The 15,978-nt window shown below is 68.9% G+C and carries 14 protein-coding genes; 8 read left to right on the plus strand and 6 right to left on the minus strand.

Going from position 1 to position 15,978, the window contains the following annotated elements:
* Positions 1-43 precede the first annotated feature (43 nt).
* Positions 44-2,230, plus strand: coding sequence for a sensor domain-containing protein (locus tag KDK95_RS24420; protein ID WP_212520611.1), 2,187 nt, complete (start codon positions 44-46; stop codon positions 2,228-2,230).
* Positions 2,231-2,470: 240 nt separating this feature from the next.
* Here the strand turns inward: KDK95_RS24420 and KDK95_RS24425 are convergent, their stop codons facing one another.
* Complete coding sequence (locus tag KDK95_RS24425) at positions 2,471-2,686, minus strand: dodecin (protein WP_212520612.1); 216 nt, start codon at positions 2,684-2,686, stop codon at positions 2,471-2,473.
* Positions 2,687-2,842: 156 nt separating this feature from the next.
* On the opposite strand from KDK95_RS24425, the gene KDK95_RS24430 reads away from it, so the two are divergent.
* Together KDK95_RS24430 and KDK95_RS24435 are read left to right on the plus strand one after the other, a co-directional pair.
* Positions 2,843-4,477 (plus strand): AMP-binding protein, encoded by a 1,635-nt coding sequence (locus tag KDK95_RS24430; protein WP_212520613.1) that lies wholly within the window; start codon positions 2,843-2,845, stop codon positions 4,475-4,477.
* Between the two features lie 163 nt (positions 4,478-4,640).
* A complete protein-coding gene (locus KDK95_RS24435) occupies positions 4,641-5,261 on the plus strand; it encodes a 3'-5' exonuclease (protein WP_212520614.1) in 621 nt (206 codons plus the stop codon).
* Positions 5,262-5,279: 18 nt separating this feature from the next.
* Here the strand turns inward: KDK95_RS24435 and KDK95_RS24440 are convergent, their stop codons facing one another.
* Positions 5,280-6,410, minus strand: coding sequence for a phospholipase D-like domain-containing protein (locus KDK95_RS24440; protein ID WP_212520615.1), 1,131 nt, complete (start codon positions 6,408-6,410; stop codon positions 5,280-5,282).
* A gap of 96 nt (positions 6,411-6,506) precedes the next feature.
* Between KDK95_RS24440 and KDK95_RS24445 the strand changes: the two genes are divergently transcribed.
* The gene (locus KDK95_RS24445; RefSeq protein ID WP_212520616.1) at positions 6,507-6,683 is read left to right on the plus strand and encodes a hypothetical protein; all 177 of its coding nucleotides are present in this window, start codon (positions 6,507-6,509) and stop codon (positions 6,681-6,683) included.
* A gap of 114 nt (positions 6,684-6,797) precedes the next feature.
* Here KDK95_RS24445 and KDK95_RS24450 read toward each other — a convergent pair whose 3' ends face one another.
* Both KDK95_RS24450 and KDK95_RS24455 read right to left on the minus strand, forming a co-directional pair.
* Positions 6,798-7,835 (minus strand): glycosyl hydrolase 53 family protein, encoded by a 1,038-nt coding sequence (locus KDK95_RS24450; protein ID WP_212520617.1) that lies wholly within the window; start codon positions 7,833-7,835, stop codon positions 6,798-6,800.
* A 293-nt stretch (positions 7,836-8,128) separates the two neighbouring features.
* A complete protein-coding gene (locus KDK95_RS24455; RefSeq protein WP_212520618.1) occupies positions 8,129-8,542 on the minus strand; it encodes an SHOCT domain-containing protein in 414 nt (137 codons plus the stop codon).
* A gap of 868 nt (positions 8,543-9,410) precedes the next feature.
* On the opposite strand from KDK95_RS24455, the gene KDK95_RS24460 reads away from it, so the two are divergent.
* Positions 9,411-10,040: a RhiA family protein gene (locus KDK95_RS24460; protein ID WP_212520619.1), complete on the plus strand. Its 630-nt coding sequence runs from the start codon at positions 9,411-9,413 to the stop codon at positions 10,038-10,040.
* Positions 10,041-10,157: 117 nt separating this feature from the next.
* Complete coding sequence (locus tag KDK95_RS24465; protein WP_212520620.1) at positions 10,158-11,003, plus strand: trypsin-like serine peptidase; 846 nt, start codon at positions 10,158-10,160, stop codon at positions 11,001-11,003.
* Between the two features lie 141 nt (positions 11,004-11,144).
* Here the strand turns inward: KDK95_RS24465 and KDK95_RS24470 are convergent, their stop codons facing one another.
* Positions 11,145-12,608, minus strand: coding sequence for a CoA transferase (locus KDK95_RS24470; protein ID WP_307844624.1), 1,464 nt, complete (start codon positions 12,606-12,608; stop codon positions 11,145-11,147).
* 84 nt (positions 12,609-12,692) lie between these two features.
* Here KDK95_RS24470 and KDK95_RS24475 point away from each other — a divergent pair, with 84 nt between their 5' ends.
* On the plus strand, positions 12,693-13,703 hold the full coding sequence (locus KDK95_RS24475; protein WP_212520621.1) for a hypothetical protein: 1,011 nt from the start codon (positions 12,693-12,695) through the stop codon (positions 13,701-13,703).
* Here KDK95_RS24475 and KDK95_RS24480 read toward each other — a convergent pair.
* Positions 13,645-14,118 (minus strand): hypothetical protein, encoded by a 474-nt coding sequence (locus tag KDK95_RS24480; protein WP_212520622.1) that lies wholly within the window; start codon positions 14,116-14,118, stop codon positions 13,645-13,647. The genes KDK95_RS24475 and KDK95_RS24480 overlap by 59 nt on opposite strands.
* Before the next feature lie 258 nt (positions 14,119-14,376).
* Between KDK95_RS24480 and KDK95_RS24485 the strand changes: the two genes are divergently transcribed.
* Positions 14,377-15,642 carry a GlnX family signal transduction membrane protein gene (locus tag KDK95_RS24485; protein ID WP_212520623.1) on the plus strand — a complete coding sequence of 422 codons (1,266 nt, stop codon included), beginning with the start codon at positions 14,377-14,379 and terminating at the stop codon, positions 15,640-15,642.
* Positions 15,643-15,978: the final 336 nt, after the last annotated feature.

Genomic DNA, 15,978 nt, shown 5'->3' on the forward strand with positions numbered 1-15,978 from the left:
CCACACCGTGCACCACCCGGACGCGAGAGAGTAGGCCACGCCGATGGCGAACACGGACGGGCGGGAGTCCGCCGGGCACGCGGACGACGCGCAGGGCGCGCCGCCGGGCGCGGAGGGCGCCGACCGGCCGATCGACGCGGCCGAACTCGATCGGATCTGCCTGCACAACCTGCTCTCCGCGTGCGCCGACATGATCTACTTCAAGGACCGCGACTCCCGGTTCCTGAAGGTCAGCCGGAGCGCGGCGGAGTTCACCGGCGCGATCGACCCGACGGACATGGTCGGCAAATCCGCCTGGGACTACTTCACCCCGGAGCACGCCACCGCCGCGTGCGAGGCCGAGCGCGAGATCATGCGCACCGGCCAGGCGCTCAACGACATCGAGGAGCCGCACCTGCGTCCGCACACGGACGCCGAGGAGACGCTGAGCGCCAGCAAGCAGCCGCTGCGCGACTTCGACGGCCGGATCATCGGCACGTTCGGGATAAGCCGCGACATCACCTCGCGCAAGATCGCCGAGCGGGAGCTGATCGCGCGGACCAACGAGCTGGACCGGATCGGCGCGGAGCTGCGGACGCTGATCGACACCAGCCCGGACCCGATGACCCGCTACGACCGGGAGCTGCGCGTCCTGTACGCGAACCCGGCCGCGCAGGAGATGATCGGCAAGACCTCGCAGGAGATGCTCGGCCGCACCAGCCGGGACCTCGGCGAGCCCGAGGACTTCGTGCAGGAGTGGCAGCAGGCGCTGCGGCACGTGCTGCGCACTGCCGAGCCGGCCGAGCGCGAGTTCAGCGTCGTGATAGCGGGCCGGCAGCGCTACCTGCACACCCGCTTCGTGCCCGAGATCGGCGAGGACGGCGACGCGCGGAGCGTGCTCGCGGTCAGCCGGGACCTCACCGAGCGCCGGCGGATGGAGGAGGCGCTCGCCGAGCGGGCCGTGCGCGATCCGCTGACCGGCCTGGCCAACCGCACGCTGCTGGTCAGCCGGATCGAGCAGGCGATCGAGCTGGCCGGATCCCGGCCAGGCCGGCCCGCCGTGCTGTTCCTCGACCTGGACCGGTTCAAGCTGGTCAACGACAGCCTCGGGCACGCCGCCGGGGACGAACTGCTGGTCGCGGTCGGCGAGCGGCTGCGCGAGACCGTGCGCCGCGGCGACCTGGTGGCGCGCTTCGGCGGGGACGAGTTCGTGATCCTGTGCGAGGACGTTCAGGGGCGCGCCGAGGCGGCCGCGCTCGCCGACCGGATCTGCCGCTGCCTGGTGCGGCCGTTCGAGTGCGAGGGCACCCCGATCCACGTGCGCACGAGTATCGGCATCGCCCTCGCCGACGACGAGGGCGCCACCGCGGACGCACTGCTGCGCGAGTCCGACGCGGCGATGTACCAGGTCAAGGCGTCCGGCGGCGCCTCGGGCGGGTACGGGTTCTTCGAGGCCGCCGTGCACGAGCGGGCCATGCGCCGGATCGACATGGAGCACCGGCTGCGCGAGGCCGTCGAGGGCGGCGAGTTCAGCCTCGTCTACCAGCCGGTCGTCGACATGTCAGACGGGCGCACCGTCGGCGCCGAGGCGCTGCTCCGCTGGCGGCACCCGGAGCGCGGCCCGCTGCCGCCGTCCGAGTTCATCGAGATCGCCGAGGAGACGCACCTCATCCAGCCGATCGGCCGGTGGGTGCTGGACGAGGCCTGCCGGCAGCTCGCCGCCTGGAACGCCATACAGCCTGCCGGGGCTCCCGAGCTGACGATGGCGGTCAACCTCTCCAACCGGCAACTCTCGCACCACCGCGGCCTGGTGAACGAGATCACCGAGGCGGTCGAGCGGCACGGCGTCGCGCCGCGGCAGATCTGCCTCGAGGTCACCGAGACCGCCGTGCACGAGGCGTCCGGCTCGGCGCGCTCGGCGCTCACCGCGCTGTCCGCCGCCGGATTCCAGATCGCGCTGGACGACTACGGCACCGGCTACTCCTCGCTGATCCACCTGCGCGACATCCCGGTGGACGCGCTGAAGATCGACCGCGTGTTCGTCGACGGACTCGGCCGCCACCGCGGCGACGACGCGATCGTCGTCGCCGTGATCACGCTCGCGCACGCCCTCGGCCTGCGCGCCATCGCGGAGGGCGTCGAGACGCCCGAGCAGCGCACGCGGCTGACCGAGCTCGGCTGCGACCTCGTGCAGGGATACCTCTACTCCGAACCGGTGAGCGGCGCGGAGTTCGAGAAGCTGCTGGTCTGACCGAACCCGCGGACCGCCCGGGCGGGTCGACTGCCCGGAAGGTCCGGATGGCCCGGACGGTCGGACGGCCCGGGCGATTCGGACTGACTTAGTCCCGGACAGCCTCAGTCCCGGACCGCCTTAGTCCCGGACCGCCTCAGTCCCGGACCGCCTCAGTCCCGGACCGCCTCAGTCCCAGACAGCCTCAGTCCCAGACGACCGCCTCAGTCCCGATCGGACGGCCTCAGTCCCCAGACGGCCCTACTCGGAGTCGTCCAGCCGGAAGCCGACCTTCACCCCGACCTGGTACTCCGCGATCCGGCCGTCCTCGATCCGGCCGCGGACCTCCGTCACCTCGAACCAGTCGAGGTTGTGCAGCGTCTCGCCGGCCCGCGCGACCGCCGTGCGGACCGCGGCGTCGACCCCCTCCGCTGAGGAGCCGACCACCTCGGTCACCCGGTACACCTGCCCGCTCATGCGCCCTCCTCCACAGCCGTCGGACCGCGGGCCCGGTGCCCGCTGTAGCCCGCAGCCTCCACGCTAAGCGCGCCCGGGGTTTCGCGCCCGGCGGCCGGGTCCGGCACGCGTATCCAGGGGGTGGCGTTCGGGCGGCCGGTGCCCGATGCTTCGTGTATGGATACCTCCGGCGGCAACGGCGCCGTCTTCTCCTACGCGTCCGGGACCGGCTCCGTGCCGCTGCTCGGCGAGACGATCGGCGAGAACCTCCGGCACACCGCCGAGCGCCACCCGGCGCGCGAGGCGCTCGTGGACGTGGCCGCCGGACGGCGCTGGACCTACGCCGAGTTCGACGCGGCGGTCGACGAGCTCGCCCGCGGCCTGCTGGCCCGGCGGATCCGGAAGGGCGACCGGGTCGGCATCTGGGCGCCCAACTGCGCCGAATGGGTGCTCACCCAGTACGCCACCGCCCGGATCGGCGCGATCCTGGTCAACATCAACCCGGCGTACCGGACGCACGAGCTGGACTTCGTCGTGCGCCAGTCCGGTCTGAGCCTGCTGATCAGCGCGGCCTCCTTCAAGACCAGCGACTACCGGGCGATGATCGCCGAGCTCGGATTCGAGCAGACGGTGTTCATCGGCGAGGCGGGCTGGGACGGTCTGCTCGCGGCCGGGCAGGAGGTCGATCCGGCGGAGTTGCACGAGCGTGAGGCGACGCTCGCGTTCGATGATCCGATCAACATCCAGTACACCTCCGGCACCACCGGATTCCCCAAGGGCGCGACGCTCTCGCATCACAACATCCTGAACAACGGGTTCTTCGTCGGCGAGGGCGTCGGCTACACCGAGGCCGACCGCGTCTGCCTGCCGGTGCCGCTCTACCACTGCTTCGGCATGGTGATGGGCTGCCTCGGCGCGACCTCGCACGGAGCCTGCATCGTGCTGCCCGCGCCCGGCTTCGACCCCGAGGCCACGCTCGACGCGGTCCAGGCCGAGCGCTGCACCTCGCTCTACGGCGTGCCGACCATGTTCATCGCGGAACTCGGCCATCCGCGCTTCGCCGAGTTCGACCTCTCCACCCTGCGCACCGGGATCATGGCCGGCTCGCCGTGCCCGATCGAGATCATGAAGCGGGTCGCGGACGAGATGCACATGAGCGAGGTCGCGATCTGCTACGGGATGACGGAGACCTCCCCCGTCTCGACGATGACCCGGCGCGACGACAGCCTGGCGCGGCGCACCGAGACCGTCGGCCGCGTCATGCCGCACCTCGAGGTCAAGATCATCGACCCCGACACCGGCCGGGTGCTGCGGCACGGCGAACCCGGCGAGCTGTGCACGCGCGGGTACTCGGTGATGCTCGGCTACTGGCAGGAGCCTGACAAGACCGCCGAGGCGATCGACGCGGCGCGCTGGATGCGCACCGGCGACCTGGCGACCATGGACGCCGAGGGCTACGTGAACATCGTCGGCCGGATCAAGGACATGGTGATCCGCGGCGGCGAGAACATCTACCCGCGCGAGATCGAGGAGTTCCTCTACAGCCACCCGGACGTGGCCGACGTGCAGGTGATCGGCGTGCCGGACGAGAAGTACGGCGAGGAGCTGATGGCCTGGATCGTGATGCGCCCGAACGCCGAACCGCTGACCGCGCAGCGGCTGCGCGCCTTCTGCGAAGGCCGCCTCGCGCACTACAAGATTCCGCGCTACGTCCACATCGTCGACGGCTTCCCGATGACCGTCACGGGCAAGGTGCGCAAGACCGAAATGCGGCTCCTTAGTTTGGATGTGGTTGAGTCTAAGGCCCGCTGAAGGGGGCTCTAAGGCCGCTGTGGGCAGCTCTGAGGTCCGCGGGGGGTGCTCTGCGGGCGGTTCGGTTTTGGGTGCGGCGCGCGGGGAGGGCTGGTGAGACCGATGGCTGGTTCGCGCCGATAGCATTGCGGGGCATCGCGCGAGACGAACTGGCGGAGGATCCTTGTCACCTACCGAGCCGCGGGCCGGATACGCCGTCTTCGACATCGAAACCACCGGATTCCGGTTGCACCCCGATTCGATCGTCGAGATCGCCGTCGTGCACGTGGACGTCGACGGCGGGATCACCGGCACCTGGGACACGTTGCTGCGGCCCCTCGACGGTGAGGTAGGTCCGAGCCACGTGCACGGGATCACCCGGAGCATGGTGAGCCGGGCCCCGTCTTTCGGCGACGTCGCCGACCAGCTCTACGCGCTGTTCGCGGACCGGATCCCGGTCGCGCACCGCATCGCGCAGTTCGACGGCCGTTTCCTCAATGCGCACTTCGCCTGGTCCGGCATCGACACGGACGCGTTCACCCGCGGGCTGTGCACGTGGAAGCTGGCGAGCACGCACCTGCCGATCCCCAACCACAAGCTCAACGACTGCTGCGACCACCTCGGCATCGAGCTGAACGACGCACACCAGGCGCTGACCGACACGACCGCGACAGCGCACCTGCTCGGCCACTTCATCCGGTCGGGCCAGTGCGCCACGACCGGCGCGACCGTGATCCCGCAGCGCGGCCAGGTGGCCGCGAGCGCCGGGACGGCGTTCTTCCCGCGTCAGCCGCGCGGCTTGTGAGCGCGCGGGCTGCGGGCGTCAGGACTGGACCGTGCCGCCGGCGAAATCGGCCGCGAACTGGCGCTCGATGAGCGAGCAGTCCACGGGGTCGCGCAGGACGATGCCGAGCTCACGGTTACGCGTGAGCGAGTTGGCGGTGTAGTTCATCGAGCCGATCTCGACGGCCTGGTCCGCCAGGCCGACGTCGGCGATGACGGCCTTCGCGTGGATGTACAGCCCGGTCGCCGAGGAGTAGCCGACGGCCTTGCCTCCCGCGCTGACCACCTTCGCGATCGACGACGCGTATTGCGAAGGCGACTCGACAACGATGCGCACGGTCACGCCCGCCTTGGCCTTCGCAGAAATCGCGTCGACGACAGCCGCGTCGTTGAACTCCTCGCTCTCGACGTCGAGGGTCTTGTGCGCGCCGTCGATGACGGACAGGACGCGGGACTGCGCGGTCGTCGGGGACCAGAGCAGGTCGTCGGCGTCGCCGGGAGTGGTCGATGTGTGCGCGTAGTCGGCGTCGAAGACCGAGACGATCGCCTTGACGTCCGCGGCGTCCGAGTCGAAGTAGCCGTAGTCGCGGGTCTCGGAGTAGTACTTCGAGGTCAGGTTGCCGGTCAGGATCAGCGACTCGCGTCCGTCGACGGTCACGTCCTTCTCGTGCGTGTACTGGAACGCGGATGACGACCAGACGACGCCGACCCCGGCCGCCGTCAGCGTCGAGTACGCAGACTCGTTGGTCCGCGATTCCTTCTGATCCAGGATGACGCGTACGTCCACTCCCGCCTTCTTCTTGGCGATCAGGTCATTGACGACGGTGGTGTCGCTGAGCTCATACATGGTCATGTCGATGCTGGAGCGCGCCGACTCGATGAACTGGTCGATCCGCGGCTCGCTCGTCGTACCGGTCGCGAACACGAACGCGGCGCTGCTCCCGGTGACCGTGCCGGTACCGCCACCGCCCCCGCTGCCACTACTGCCGTTGCTGCTGCCGTTGCCACCGCCGGCGCCGCCGAGGCCGTGCACGCTCTCGCCGTGGCCGCGCAGGTACGCGTAACCGCCGAATATCAGCGCGATCAGCAGGACGAGCACTCCGTACCCGCCGCCGCCCGAGCGCCTCCTGCTGCGCGAACTTCTTGTGCTGCGCGTTCTCTTCCGGGCCATGGCCTCCGGGTACCCGGATCGCGCATGAAACCACGCCCCGCGGGGCAACCGGCAGTATCCGTACCCTGAAACACGTATCGAAAGGGACAAATCATCATGGGTGTCATAGCCGCGGTCCTGTTCGCGATCGCCTTTCTGATCCACGGCACCGGGACGTCGACGAACGTCTGGTTCGATCCGACCAGCCTCCTGTACGCCGGCCTCTGCTGCCTCGCGCTGCACCTGCTCGGCGTGGGCACCGGCTGGTACTCGCGCCCTCGCCGCCGCCGCTGAGGAAGGACTGACCGCGCGCTCGGCGTCGATCGCTTCACCCGCTCCGGGCGGCCGCACGTCGAAGAGGCCGAACGCGGCCGCCGAGGACGTGCTGCCGCTCGTCGCGGGTGCTCGCTAGACGGCGCTGAAGCCGTTCAGCGCGGCCGTGGGTTCGTACGTGGCGGAGTCCCAGGCGCCCATGTCGTACGTGTCGAACGGCGTCATCACCTCGGGCTCCCAGTACAGCAGACCCTGGCCACCGTTCGCGACCAGCGCCTTCAGGTAGGCCTGCAGGGCGTCCTCGGTACTGGTCGCCTTGGTGACGGCGCCGCCGAACTCGACCTGCATGAAGGGCTTGCTGTAGGCGTTGGAGATCTCGGCCATGTTCGCCACGATGCCGGCGGCGTACGCGGCGCTGCCGTAGGACGAGAAGCCGTTCCAGTCCCAGGTACCGCCGTGGCCGGCGAAGGCGTCGAAGAAGGTCGTCATGGAGCTGCAGTTCTGCGGCTGCGCGAGGTGGATCATCACGTTCGTGCTCGGGAACACCTCCTTGACCATGTCGTGCGCGGCGTTGAGCAGGCCTGTCATCTGAGCCGGATTGGAGACGGAGCCGATCGGATGGCAGATCCCCGAGTTGATCTCGTTGCCGATCTGCACCCACCTGGGCGTGACGCCGTTTGCCTTGATGACGTTCATCGTGTGGTACACGTACGTGTACATGGCGCTGAGCATCTCGAAGTAGGTCATGCTCGCCCATGCGGCGGGCGGGTTCTGCACGCCGACCGAGTTCCAGGTGTCGCCGAAGTGGTAGTCGATGTTGACGTCCATCCCGGCGTCCTTGACGCGCACCGCCATCGCGGCGGTCTCACTGATGCTGCAATGTCCGTTAGCCGGGTCGCTGGACGGGTTGACCCAGGTGCGCAGCCGCACCGCGGACATCCCGTAGCCCTTGAGGATTGTGAGGATGTCCTCCTTCACCCCGCCGGAGTTGAGCCAGGAGTAGCCCTTGGCCTCCATCTGGGGGACCCAGCTGACGTCGGCGCCCTTGGAGAACGTCGTCGCCGCCTCGGCCTGTCCGCCGCCGACTTCTCCGAGCCCGCCGAGGGCCAGGGCCCCCGCGCCGAGCCCGCCGGCGCGCAGCAGGTGCCGCCGGCTGATCGAGATCTCGTTCATCACGCTCCTTTGCCGTGAACGCTCCCAGAGAAGCTAGCGGTGATTCACCGCACTGGCAAGGCATTCGCCCGAGACACTCCTCTGATATGACAGCCACATTCATGGGAGCGATCCCAGAGCATCTGACAGCCGACTACCGTCCAAAGCCGACCACGGATGCGGTCGAGCCGCCGACGACGTACGCGCGTTGTCCCGAACGCACGCGCGTTGTCCGGAACGTTGGTTGACCGCGGCGCGCCCGACGCGCGCCGCGGTCAACCAACGGAAGGCCGGCAACTTCGGCGGCCGGCTTCCTACGTCAGCAACCTGGCCTTCGCCGTCTGGTACTCCTGCTCGGTGAGGTGGCCGTCCTCCTTGAGCTTGGCCAGCTTGGCGAGCTGATCGGCCGTGCCCGGCGCGGACGCAGCCGCCGCCTCGTCCGTGCCGGTGCCCGCCGCCTGCCGGACGTAGTCCTTGAACGCCGCGTCCGCCTGCGCCCTGGCCTCGGCGTCCCGGCGGGCCATCGACCCGCCGCGCGCGATCAGGTACACCAGCACGCCGACCAGCGGCAGCAGGATCACGAACACCAGCCAGCCGGCCTTGCCCCAGCCGTTCATGTCGCTGCGGAAGATGTCGGTGATGATCTTGAACAGCAGGAAGAACCACAGGACCCACAGGAAGAACTCGAACATGGTCCAGAAAACGTCGAGCAGGGGATAGCCGGTCATCGTCGTCTACTCCTCAGTTCGTGCTCCGCCCGCGGGACGGTCGCAAGCGCTGTACCAGACGTATCACCCCCGCGGTGGCCCCGCGCCGCGCGTGAGCCGTTCGGAGGACCTAAGGCCCCGTCACCCGAACGGACGCAGCCGCCCCGGAGCCGACCTCGAAGCATCCGGAGCTTTCGTCCCGGAATTCTTTCCGATAAATACGCGGGATTAAATCATCGAGTAACGCGGTTCCGTAGCGAACGTCGCGGGCAACCATCCGAGAGGCATTAAAAACCATGTGTTCCGTAGAATTAGTCACGGTGTTCCCGCTGCGAGACGATTCGCGTCATCATGCCCGTCACCAGGATTTCCCCGTGTTCTCGCAACGCGTCCACGAGGAGACGAATTAAATCAAGAGGCGAATCGATTCCCGGACTTCCCGCGGAGTCCTGCGGGGCGGGAATGAAGATGACGGTGATGCCGGGCTCGGCCGCCCGGCGCGTCTCGCTTGACTCGGCCCCTCCCGACGTGCCCTCGTGCCTTCCCCGGTAGGCCCGCTGGCGGCAGGCGGTGGAGCAGTACAGCCGCGGCCGTCCCGCGCCGTGGACCTCGGGAAGCTCTCCCCCACACACGGCACAGCCCATCACTACTCCCCTTTTGTCACAAGGCGTTTATTAACGTCACGAGACGCAATGTCGTCCGTGCCGTAACGTATCCTGCCCGCCCCGTGTCGAAATGGCCCTACGCCGAGCGGGTGAAAGATCATCGGCCGATTGACACTCCTGATCAGGAATGTTGTTCTGGAATCGCGGCAACGAAACAAGGAATCGATGACCGCCGGATATCCGCGGATAAGCGGAAGCCGTATTTCCAGGAATAGGAGAGCACCATGACCGAGTACACCCTCGCGGTCCAGAACAACTCGAGCAACTACGTCGACTTCTGCGTCTACCAGACGGCTCCCGACCTCGGTCTGGGCATCGCCGTGCAGACCCTGGCGTGGTTCGTCGAGCCGGCCTATCCCACCACCAACGTCGTCTTCACCTGGAACACCTCGTACTCGTTCGTCTGGTCCAACGCCGGCCCGCTCTCGCCCGGTGTGGTCTTCTACGCCAGCCAGGCCTGGGACGCCGACCCGATGAACCCGGCCATGCAGGGCGCGCAGCTGACGTACTCGGCGGGCGCGTACAACTTCCAGCGGCAGCCCGCTAGCCCGGACCACTACGCCGGAAACCTCTACATCGATGAGGGGGGCGACGTGCCGCTGAACGACGCCAGCGTCGGTATCGGCATGTCGGGCTCCGGCACCTGCGCGGTCGACGCGCAGCCCAACCAGCACCTCGTGTTCACCCCGCACCCGAAGTACTGGCTGGTGGCCGGCAAGTTCCAGCGCGGCCAGGTCATCGACGTCGCGGAGCTCAGCAACCCGGTCGCCGTCGAGTTCTACGGCGCGCAGACCACGAAGTCCTACGAGCTCACGATGGACAACACCTTCCAGCCGACGCTGCTCAGCGCGTAGATGCGGACCTTCATCAGCCGGTGGCGGGCGCGCCGCGCCCAGGCGGCCCGCCTCTGGCACCCGTGCCCGCATCCCTCCTTGTACCCGTACATCCCCGCACAGAGAGAGAGCCCCGACATGACCACCATCGACCTCCCGCCGCACCCCGACCCCGACCCCGACGACCACGACCTCGACGCCGGCCCGGACCACGACTTCGCGGACCCGAACCGGCCGACGCCGAGCGCGCCGCAGTTCCAGCCGGCCCCGCCGGTGCCCGAGAACGCCCTGCCGCAGGCGATCTTCCCGCAGTACCCGCTGGCCGTCGTCGACCACCCGAGCGCGAGCCCGCTGTGGCGCAACGTCGGCCGGATCGAGAGCGCCGCCGGCTCCACCAGCAGCGGCATGCTCGTCTACACCGGCGAGTCCGTCGGCATCGTCACCTGCGCACACGCGCTGTACAAGAACGACACCCTGATTTACGGCGCGTTCTCCCCCGCGTACGGCTCCACGGACCCGTCGATCGCCAGCATCTACTTCGAGGTGCAGGACATGCTCGTCTGCCCGGACTACTCGGGCCCGGGGGATCACCCGAACGACTGGATCGTGATCCGCGTGAACGACCTTCCGGACGGCCTCGATGTGGCCACCATGCCGCGACTGCTGCCGATCGCGTTCGCCGAAGTCAACGGCCGCGACGTCAGGGTCACCGGCTACCCGAAGCCCGCGAACGTCATGAAGTACGCCGTCGCGCCCGCTATCTCCGCCGGGAACAACACGCACCTGGTGGGCTACAAGGCGAGCACCGACAGCGGATCCAGCGGAGGCCCCGTCATCCTCGAGAGCACCGTCGGCACGGCGCGGCCCAGGCTCGTCGCCATCCACACCGGCAGCGACGACGCGACTCAGCCGACCTTCAACGAGGGCGTGCTGCTCACGGCGCCGATCGTCGACCAGATGATCCGCTTCCTCGATGCCAACTAATCGGCCGCGCGGGTAGCGGCGGACGGCGAGTGCACGCGCCGTCCGCCGCTACCCGCGCGTTCCGGCTCATCCCTGCCGCCCAACGCGTTCCGGATCGCCGCAGCTGCACCCGCACGCCCAAACCGGTGCGGGGCATATGGTTCAGGTCCAGGCAGGCTCGTCGGCGCCCCACGTTCCGCCGGCGCTCGGATAGTCGACAGCGCGCGTGACGGAGGCGAGCGCGGGCCGCGCGTACCGCAGTATGCCTTCGTGCGTCGCCTGCTCCGCCAAGCAGGCATCGAAGTCGAGGGCAGTGTTCGTGGCCTGCTGCGAGTTCCCGTCCGGCGAGCTGTTGGCGATCAGTGCGTGCGCCGTGCGGGCCAGATGGGCGTGTACGTGCCGGCTTCCACCCTGAACGGTCTGCTGCCGAACAGCCTGGAGCACGCCGGCCGCGAGCAGGTAGCCCGTGGCATGGTCCAGCGCCTGCGCGGGAAGCGCGCCGGGAGCGCCCGCCGCACCATCGGTGGCTTCGAGCACTGAGATCCCACTGGCGGCCTGTACGATGCTGTCGAACCCTCGGCGCCCGCCCCACGGTCCAACGGACCCCCATGCATCCAGCGTGGCGACGACCAGCCCAGGACGGCGCGCGGCCAGCGTCGCCGCGTCCAGCCCGAACGCATCGAGCGCATGCGGCCGGTAACCGGTGACGACAACGTCTGCCGAGTCGAGAAGGCGCTCGAAGACCGTGTGCTGCTTCTGATCACGCAGGTCGAGCAGCGCGGAGCGCTTGCCCATGCCGTTGTCGAGATGCTGCGCGGCGATCTCCGGCATCTGCGGCGAGTCGATCCGCAGTACGTCCGCGCCCAGCAGCGCAAGCGTCCGCGTCGCGACCGGTCCAGCGATCACGCGCGTCAGGTCGAGCACGCGCAGCCCGGCAGCCGGCCGCAGCGCGTCTACCGGTGCGGTCAAACCGAATCCGCGCACGCGTAAGTCCTCCCGCTCGCGCACGTCCGCGGCAGCAAGTCGCTCGATGGCAACCAACGGCAACTCCGCGGCGGCCGCGGACTGCGGATGTGCTCGCCACTCGTCCGGCGTACGCACCGCGGCTGCGATGCCGCCATTCGCCCGGACGAGTTCCTCGGCCTCGATCGCTCCCAGTTGCTCCAGCCGTGTCGCGAGCGCCGCGCGGTCAGCGGATGCGTCGAGCCCGAGCGCACCGATCAGTCGAGCGCGGTGGTGATCGTAGTTTGCGTGCGTGCGAACCCAACCGTCATTCGTGCGGAAGAACCCGGAAAGCGGAGCGAAGCTCGGGAACTTCACCCCGTCTCGCCGCAGCAGCTGGTCGCCCCGGAACGAGGCCGCCACGCGCCGCGCGTCCACGACCCAGCCGGCAGGTTCCCCGACTCCGCGCACCTCTGCGAGCATTCCCGCGGATACCGCCACGGCGGCGACAGCCCCCACGGCGAGTTCCGTCGTGGCCAGGCGCGACGGAAGTGGATCCGGCGTGTCGGCGCCGGGCAGGCCGTCGAGCCGCACGTGCCCCTCAGCGGTCTGGCTGTCGATACCGACAGCTGAGCAGTACTCGCTCAAAATCCGGTTCTCGATCACATCGCCAGTCTCGCTCACCGCGAACTGATCGCGAAACGCGCCGGGCCGCAGCTACGTAAACCGTTCGCCGCACCAGACCGCCGCCGGTGATACTGATCGACCATGACGGCAGACGACGCGGCACTCCGGCAAGTCCTGGCACGCGCGGGTGAACCCGACCTCGTGGACATCCTGGCCGCGAGACTCTCCGGTTCGGAGCTGACCACCCTGCTCCTGGAGGTGTACCGCCGCCGCGCCGAACGCCTCTCCCCCGCCGACGTCGTGCGCCGCTACCGCTCCGACCGCTTCGTCGCACCGGGCACGACCGACGTCGTCGCGCTGCGCCGCGCCGAGGATCTGCTGATCGGCGCGCTACCCGAGGGGTTTGAAACCCTCGTACTCGCCCCGCTCGTCCCGCTGGCGACGCACACGGCCGTGGCCACCGTCGACCCGCGCAAGATCGTCGCCACGATCCGCGGCAGCGAGGTCGCGGCCGACCCCACCAACGCCCTGGCCCTGGAAGCCGCGACGCGCCGATCCCGTGCCCTGGCCGCCGATTCCCGCTCGGCGGCGCCGGTCAGACTCGCCGCGACCCAGCGCGTGGTCCGCGCTCAGTTCTTCGACCCCGCCCCCGGCATGCTCGCCCACTTCCAGCTGTTCGCGATGGTGACCGCCGGCCGCGACACCGGCAACCGCGCCTTCGAGAAGCGGCACCTCGTCGAGCACCTCCGCTTCGCGGCAGCGGCCCTCGCCGACACGGGTTTCGACCGCGTCGAGTTCCGTCTCACCGGACTGAGCGAGGCGGCCGCCGCGCTGATCGACCACGCGCGCGCCGAACTGGCCGACATCAAGTCCTCCGCGCCGCACACGGAAGTCCTCGCAGACCCCGATCGCGCTTCCGGCCGCGGGTACTACATCGACCTCTGCTACAAGATCTACGGCTATCTCGCAGGCGAGCGGATCGAGCTCGCGGACGGCGGATTCGTCGACTGGACCCGGCAGCTCACCGGGAACCGCAAGGAGCGCCTCCTGATCGGCGGATTCGGCGTCGACCGGCTGTCGACGAGCCTGACCGCTACCGGGTCGCGGCCCAACCGCCAGGATTCGACTTCCAGTCCCGAATCCGGGCGATGACGGCCGCCTCGCCCTGCTGCGCCAACAGCGATTCCAGGACCCACATCCAGGTGCCGGACATTTCCTCGGGTTCGTCGGACTCGAACTCGTACCGCACGTCGGCGGCGTACGAGGCCAGCTGCTGCCGGTAGAGGCTGATCGGGTTGTTCCATACCGGATCCGCCTGCTCCCAGACACTGACCGCGTCGGCGGGGTAGCCCTCCCGCACCAGCAGTTCGGCCAGCCGCTTCGAGCCCGGCGCCCGCTCCCCGTACGCGTCGGACCACACCTCAAGCGCGCCGAGCAGGTCCCCCAGTCTCGCCAGCAGCTCCCCCAACGGGCCCGCCGCGTCACGATCGCCCGCGGCGAGGCGAGCCCGTAGCTCCGCGAGCCGGTCCGCCTCCGATGTGCTCTCGCTGCCCGATTGCTCTCCCATGATCGGCCGCCTTTCCCCTCGTATCTCAGCGTAGTACGACGCCTTCCGAACCGGAGTGCGTCTTCTCACGCGGCTTACGGCTCAAACGGCTCAGGCGCTGCTCGCACGCCCGGCGGGCTCAGGCGTTTAATTAGTGCATAGATTCAGGCCCCTGTCTTTACTCGACGGCCGGCCCTGCCGCACCGTCAGGCCGTGATATTCGTACGGGGGGAAGCCCGGAAACGGGTGTTCGGCGACACTCCGCGCCGACTGAAACTGATGACCGCCGGCCTCGCCGTGCTCGGCGCGCTGCTCGGCCTCGTCTACGCGATGGGCCTGTCGCGCGACTCGACCAGCCTGGCCAATCTCAAGGCCCGCACCGACGGGGTCTCGGCGACCAGCGACCTGTACTACCGCCTCAACGACATGGATGCGATGGCGGCGAACGTCCTGCTGGTCGGCTACAACCCGGCCGATGCGTCGTTCGTGCCCGCGAGCGTGAACGCGACCGCGTCAAACCGCGTGTACGAGTCCGATCGGACCGCCGCGGATGTCGATCTGGAGACGATCGCGCAGAACCAGGCGCTCGCGGCGCAGGGCGACAAGCTCATGAACGCGCTCGGCGAATACGAGGAGCTGATCGCGCAGGCGCTCTACATCGACAAGGCCACGCTGCACGAGCAGCCCGCGGCTCCGCCGGCGTCCGCGCTCGGCCTGTACGTCCAGGCATCCGCGCTGCTGCACAGCACGTTGCTGCCGACCTCGCAGCAGATCACCGACACCGACAGCGGTGAAGTGGACGCCGCGTACTCCGGCGACCGCTCGTCGATGATCGGCATCGGGATCGCGGTCCTGCTCATCGGGCTGCTCGCCGCGCTCGCGCTGTTCCTCGGCAACCACTACCACGCGCGCGCGTTCCGCCGGCGCGTCGGCTGGCTCGTGCCGGGCATGCTCGTCGCGGTGGTGCTCGGAGCCGTCGGTATCAACGCGCAGCTCACAGCCGCGGACCAGCTGCAATACGCTAAGCAGAACGCGTACGACTCGATCAACGCGCTCGAGCGCGCGAAGGCGATCTCCGACGACGCCAACGCCGACGAGAGCCGCTGGCTGCTGGAGAATCAGGCCTCGTCCTTGGGCGCCTCGTTCAACGTCAAGGTCACGCAGGTCAACGCTTACCTTGCCACGGAACTGCACAACATCACGTTCCCGGGCGAGGGGCAGGCGGCGAACGCCGCGGCGTCGGAGTACAGGGCGTATCTCGACGACGACGCGACGATCCGATCCGACGCGGAGAGCGAGAACCCGGCGGCGGCGGTCGCCTTCGACATCGGCACGCAGGCCGGCACGTCGAACTACACGTTCAACGCCTATCTCGATGACCTGAACAACGTGATCCGGATCAACGACGACTACTTCGTCTCCACGATCGCGGCCGGGCAGAGCGACCTCGGCGGCGGCGCGTGGGCGCTGATGATCCTCGGCGAGCTGCTGCTCCTGGCGTTCGTCGCTCAGGCGGGGTATCTGCGCTTGCGCGAGTACCGCTGACGGCGGGGTCGTCGCGCAGGCTGTCTGCCGTCACGTGGCACGGCGCCGACACGACAGCCTGCGGCGACGATGCGCAGGTAACGAGCCGGTCTCGCCGCGTGAGCCGGGCGTGAATATAACGCTCACGCACGTTAGAGGGCCGTATGCAAGCGGCCCGGCGGCGAAAACCGGGGGTTCCATGGCTGGTGACCCAGTCACTGTCGAACATTAGGAGCCCGAGATGGCCGACGTCCTCTACGTCGTGCTCGTTATTGCGGCCTTCGCCGTTTTGGCGTTGGTCGTGAAGGGGGTCGAGCGTCTTGAGCGCTGACGACGTCATCGGTTTGATCGCCGCTG

The sequence above is a fragment of the Actinospica acidithermotolerans genome (assembly GCF_018139625.1).
GTDB classification, from domain to species: domain Bacteria; phylum Actinomycetota; class Actinomycetes; order Streptomycetales; family Catenulisporaceae; genus Actinospica; species Actinospica acidithermotolerans.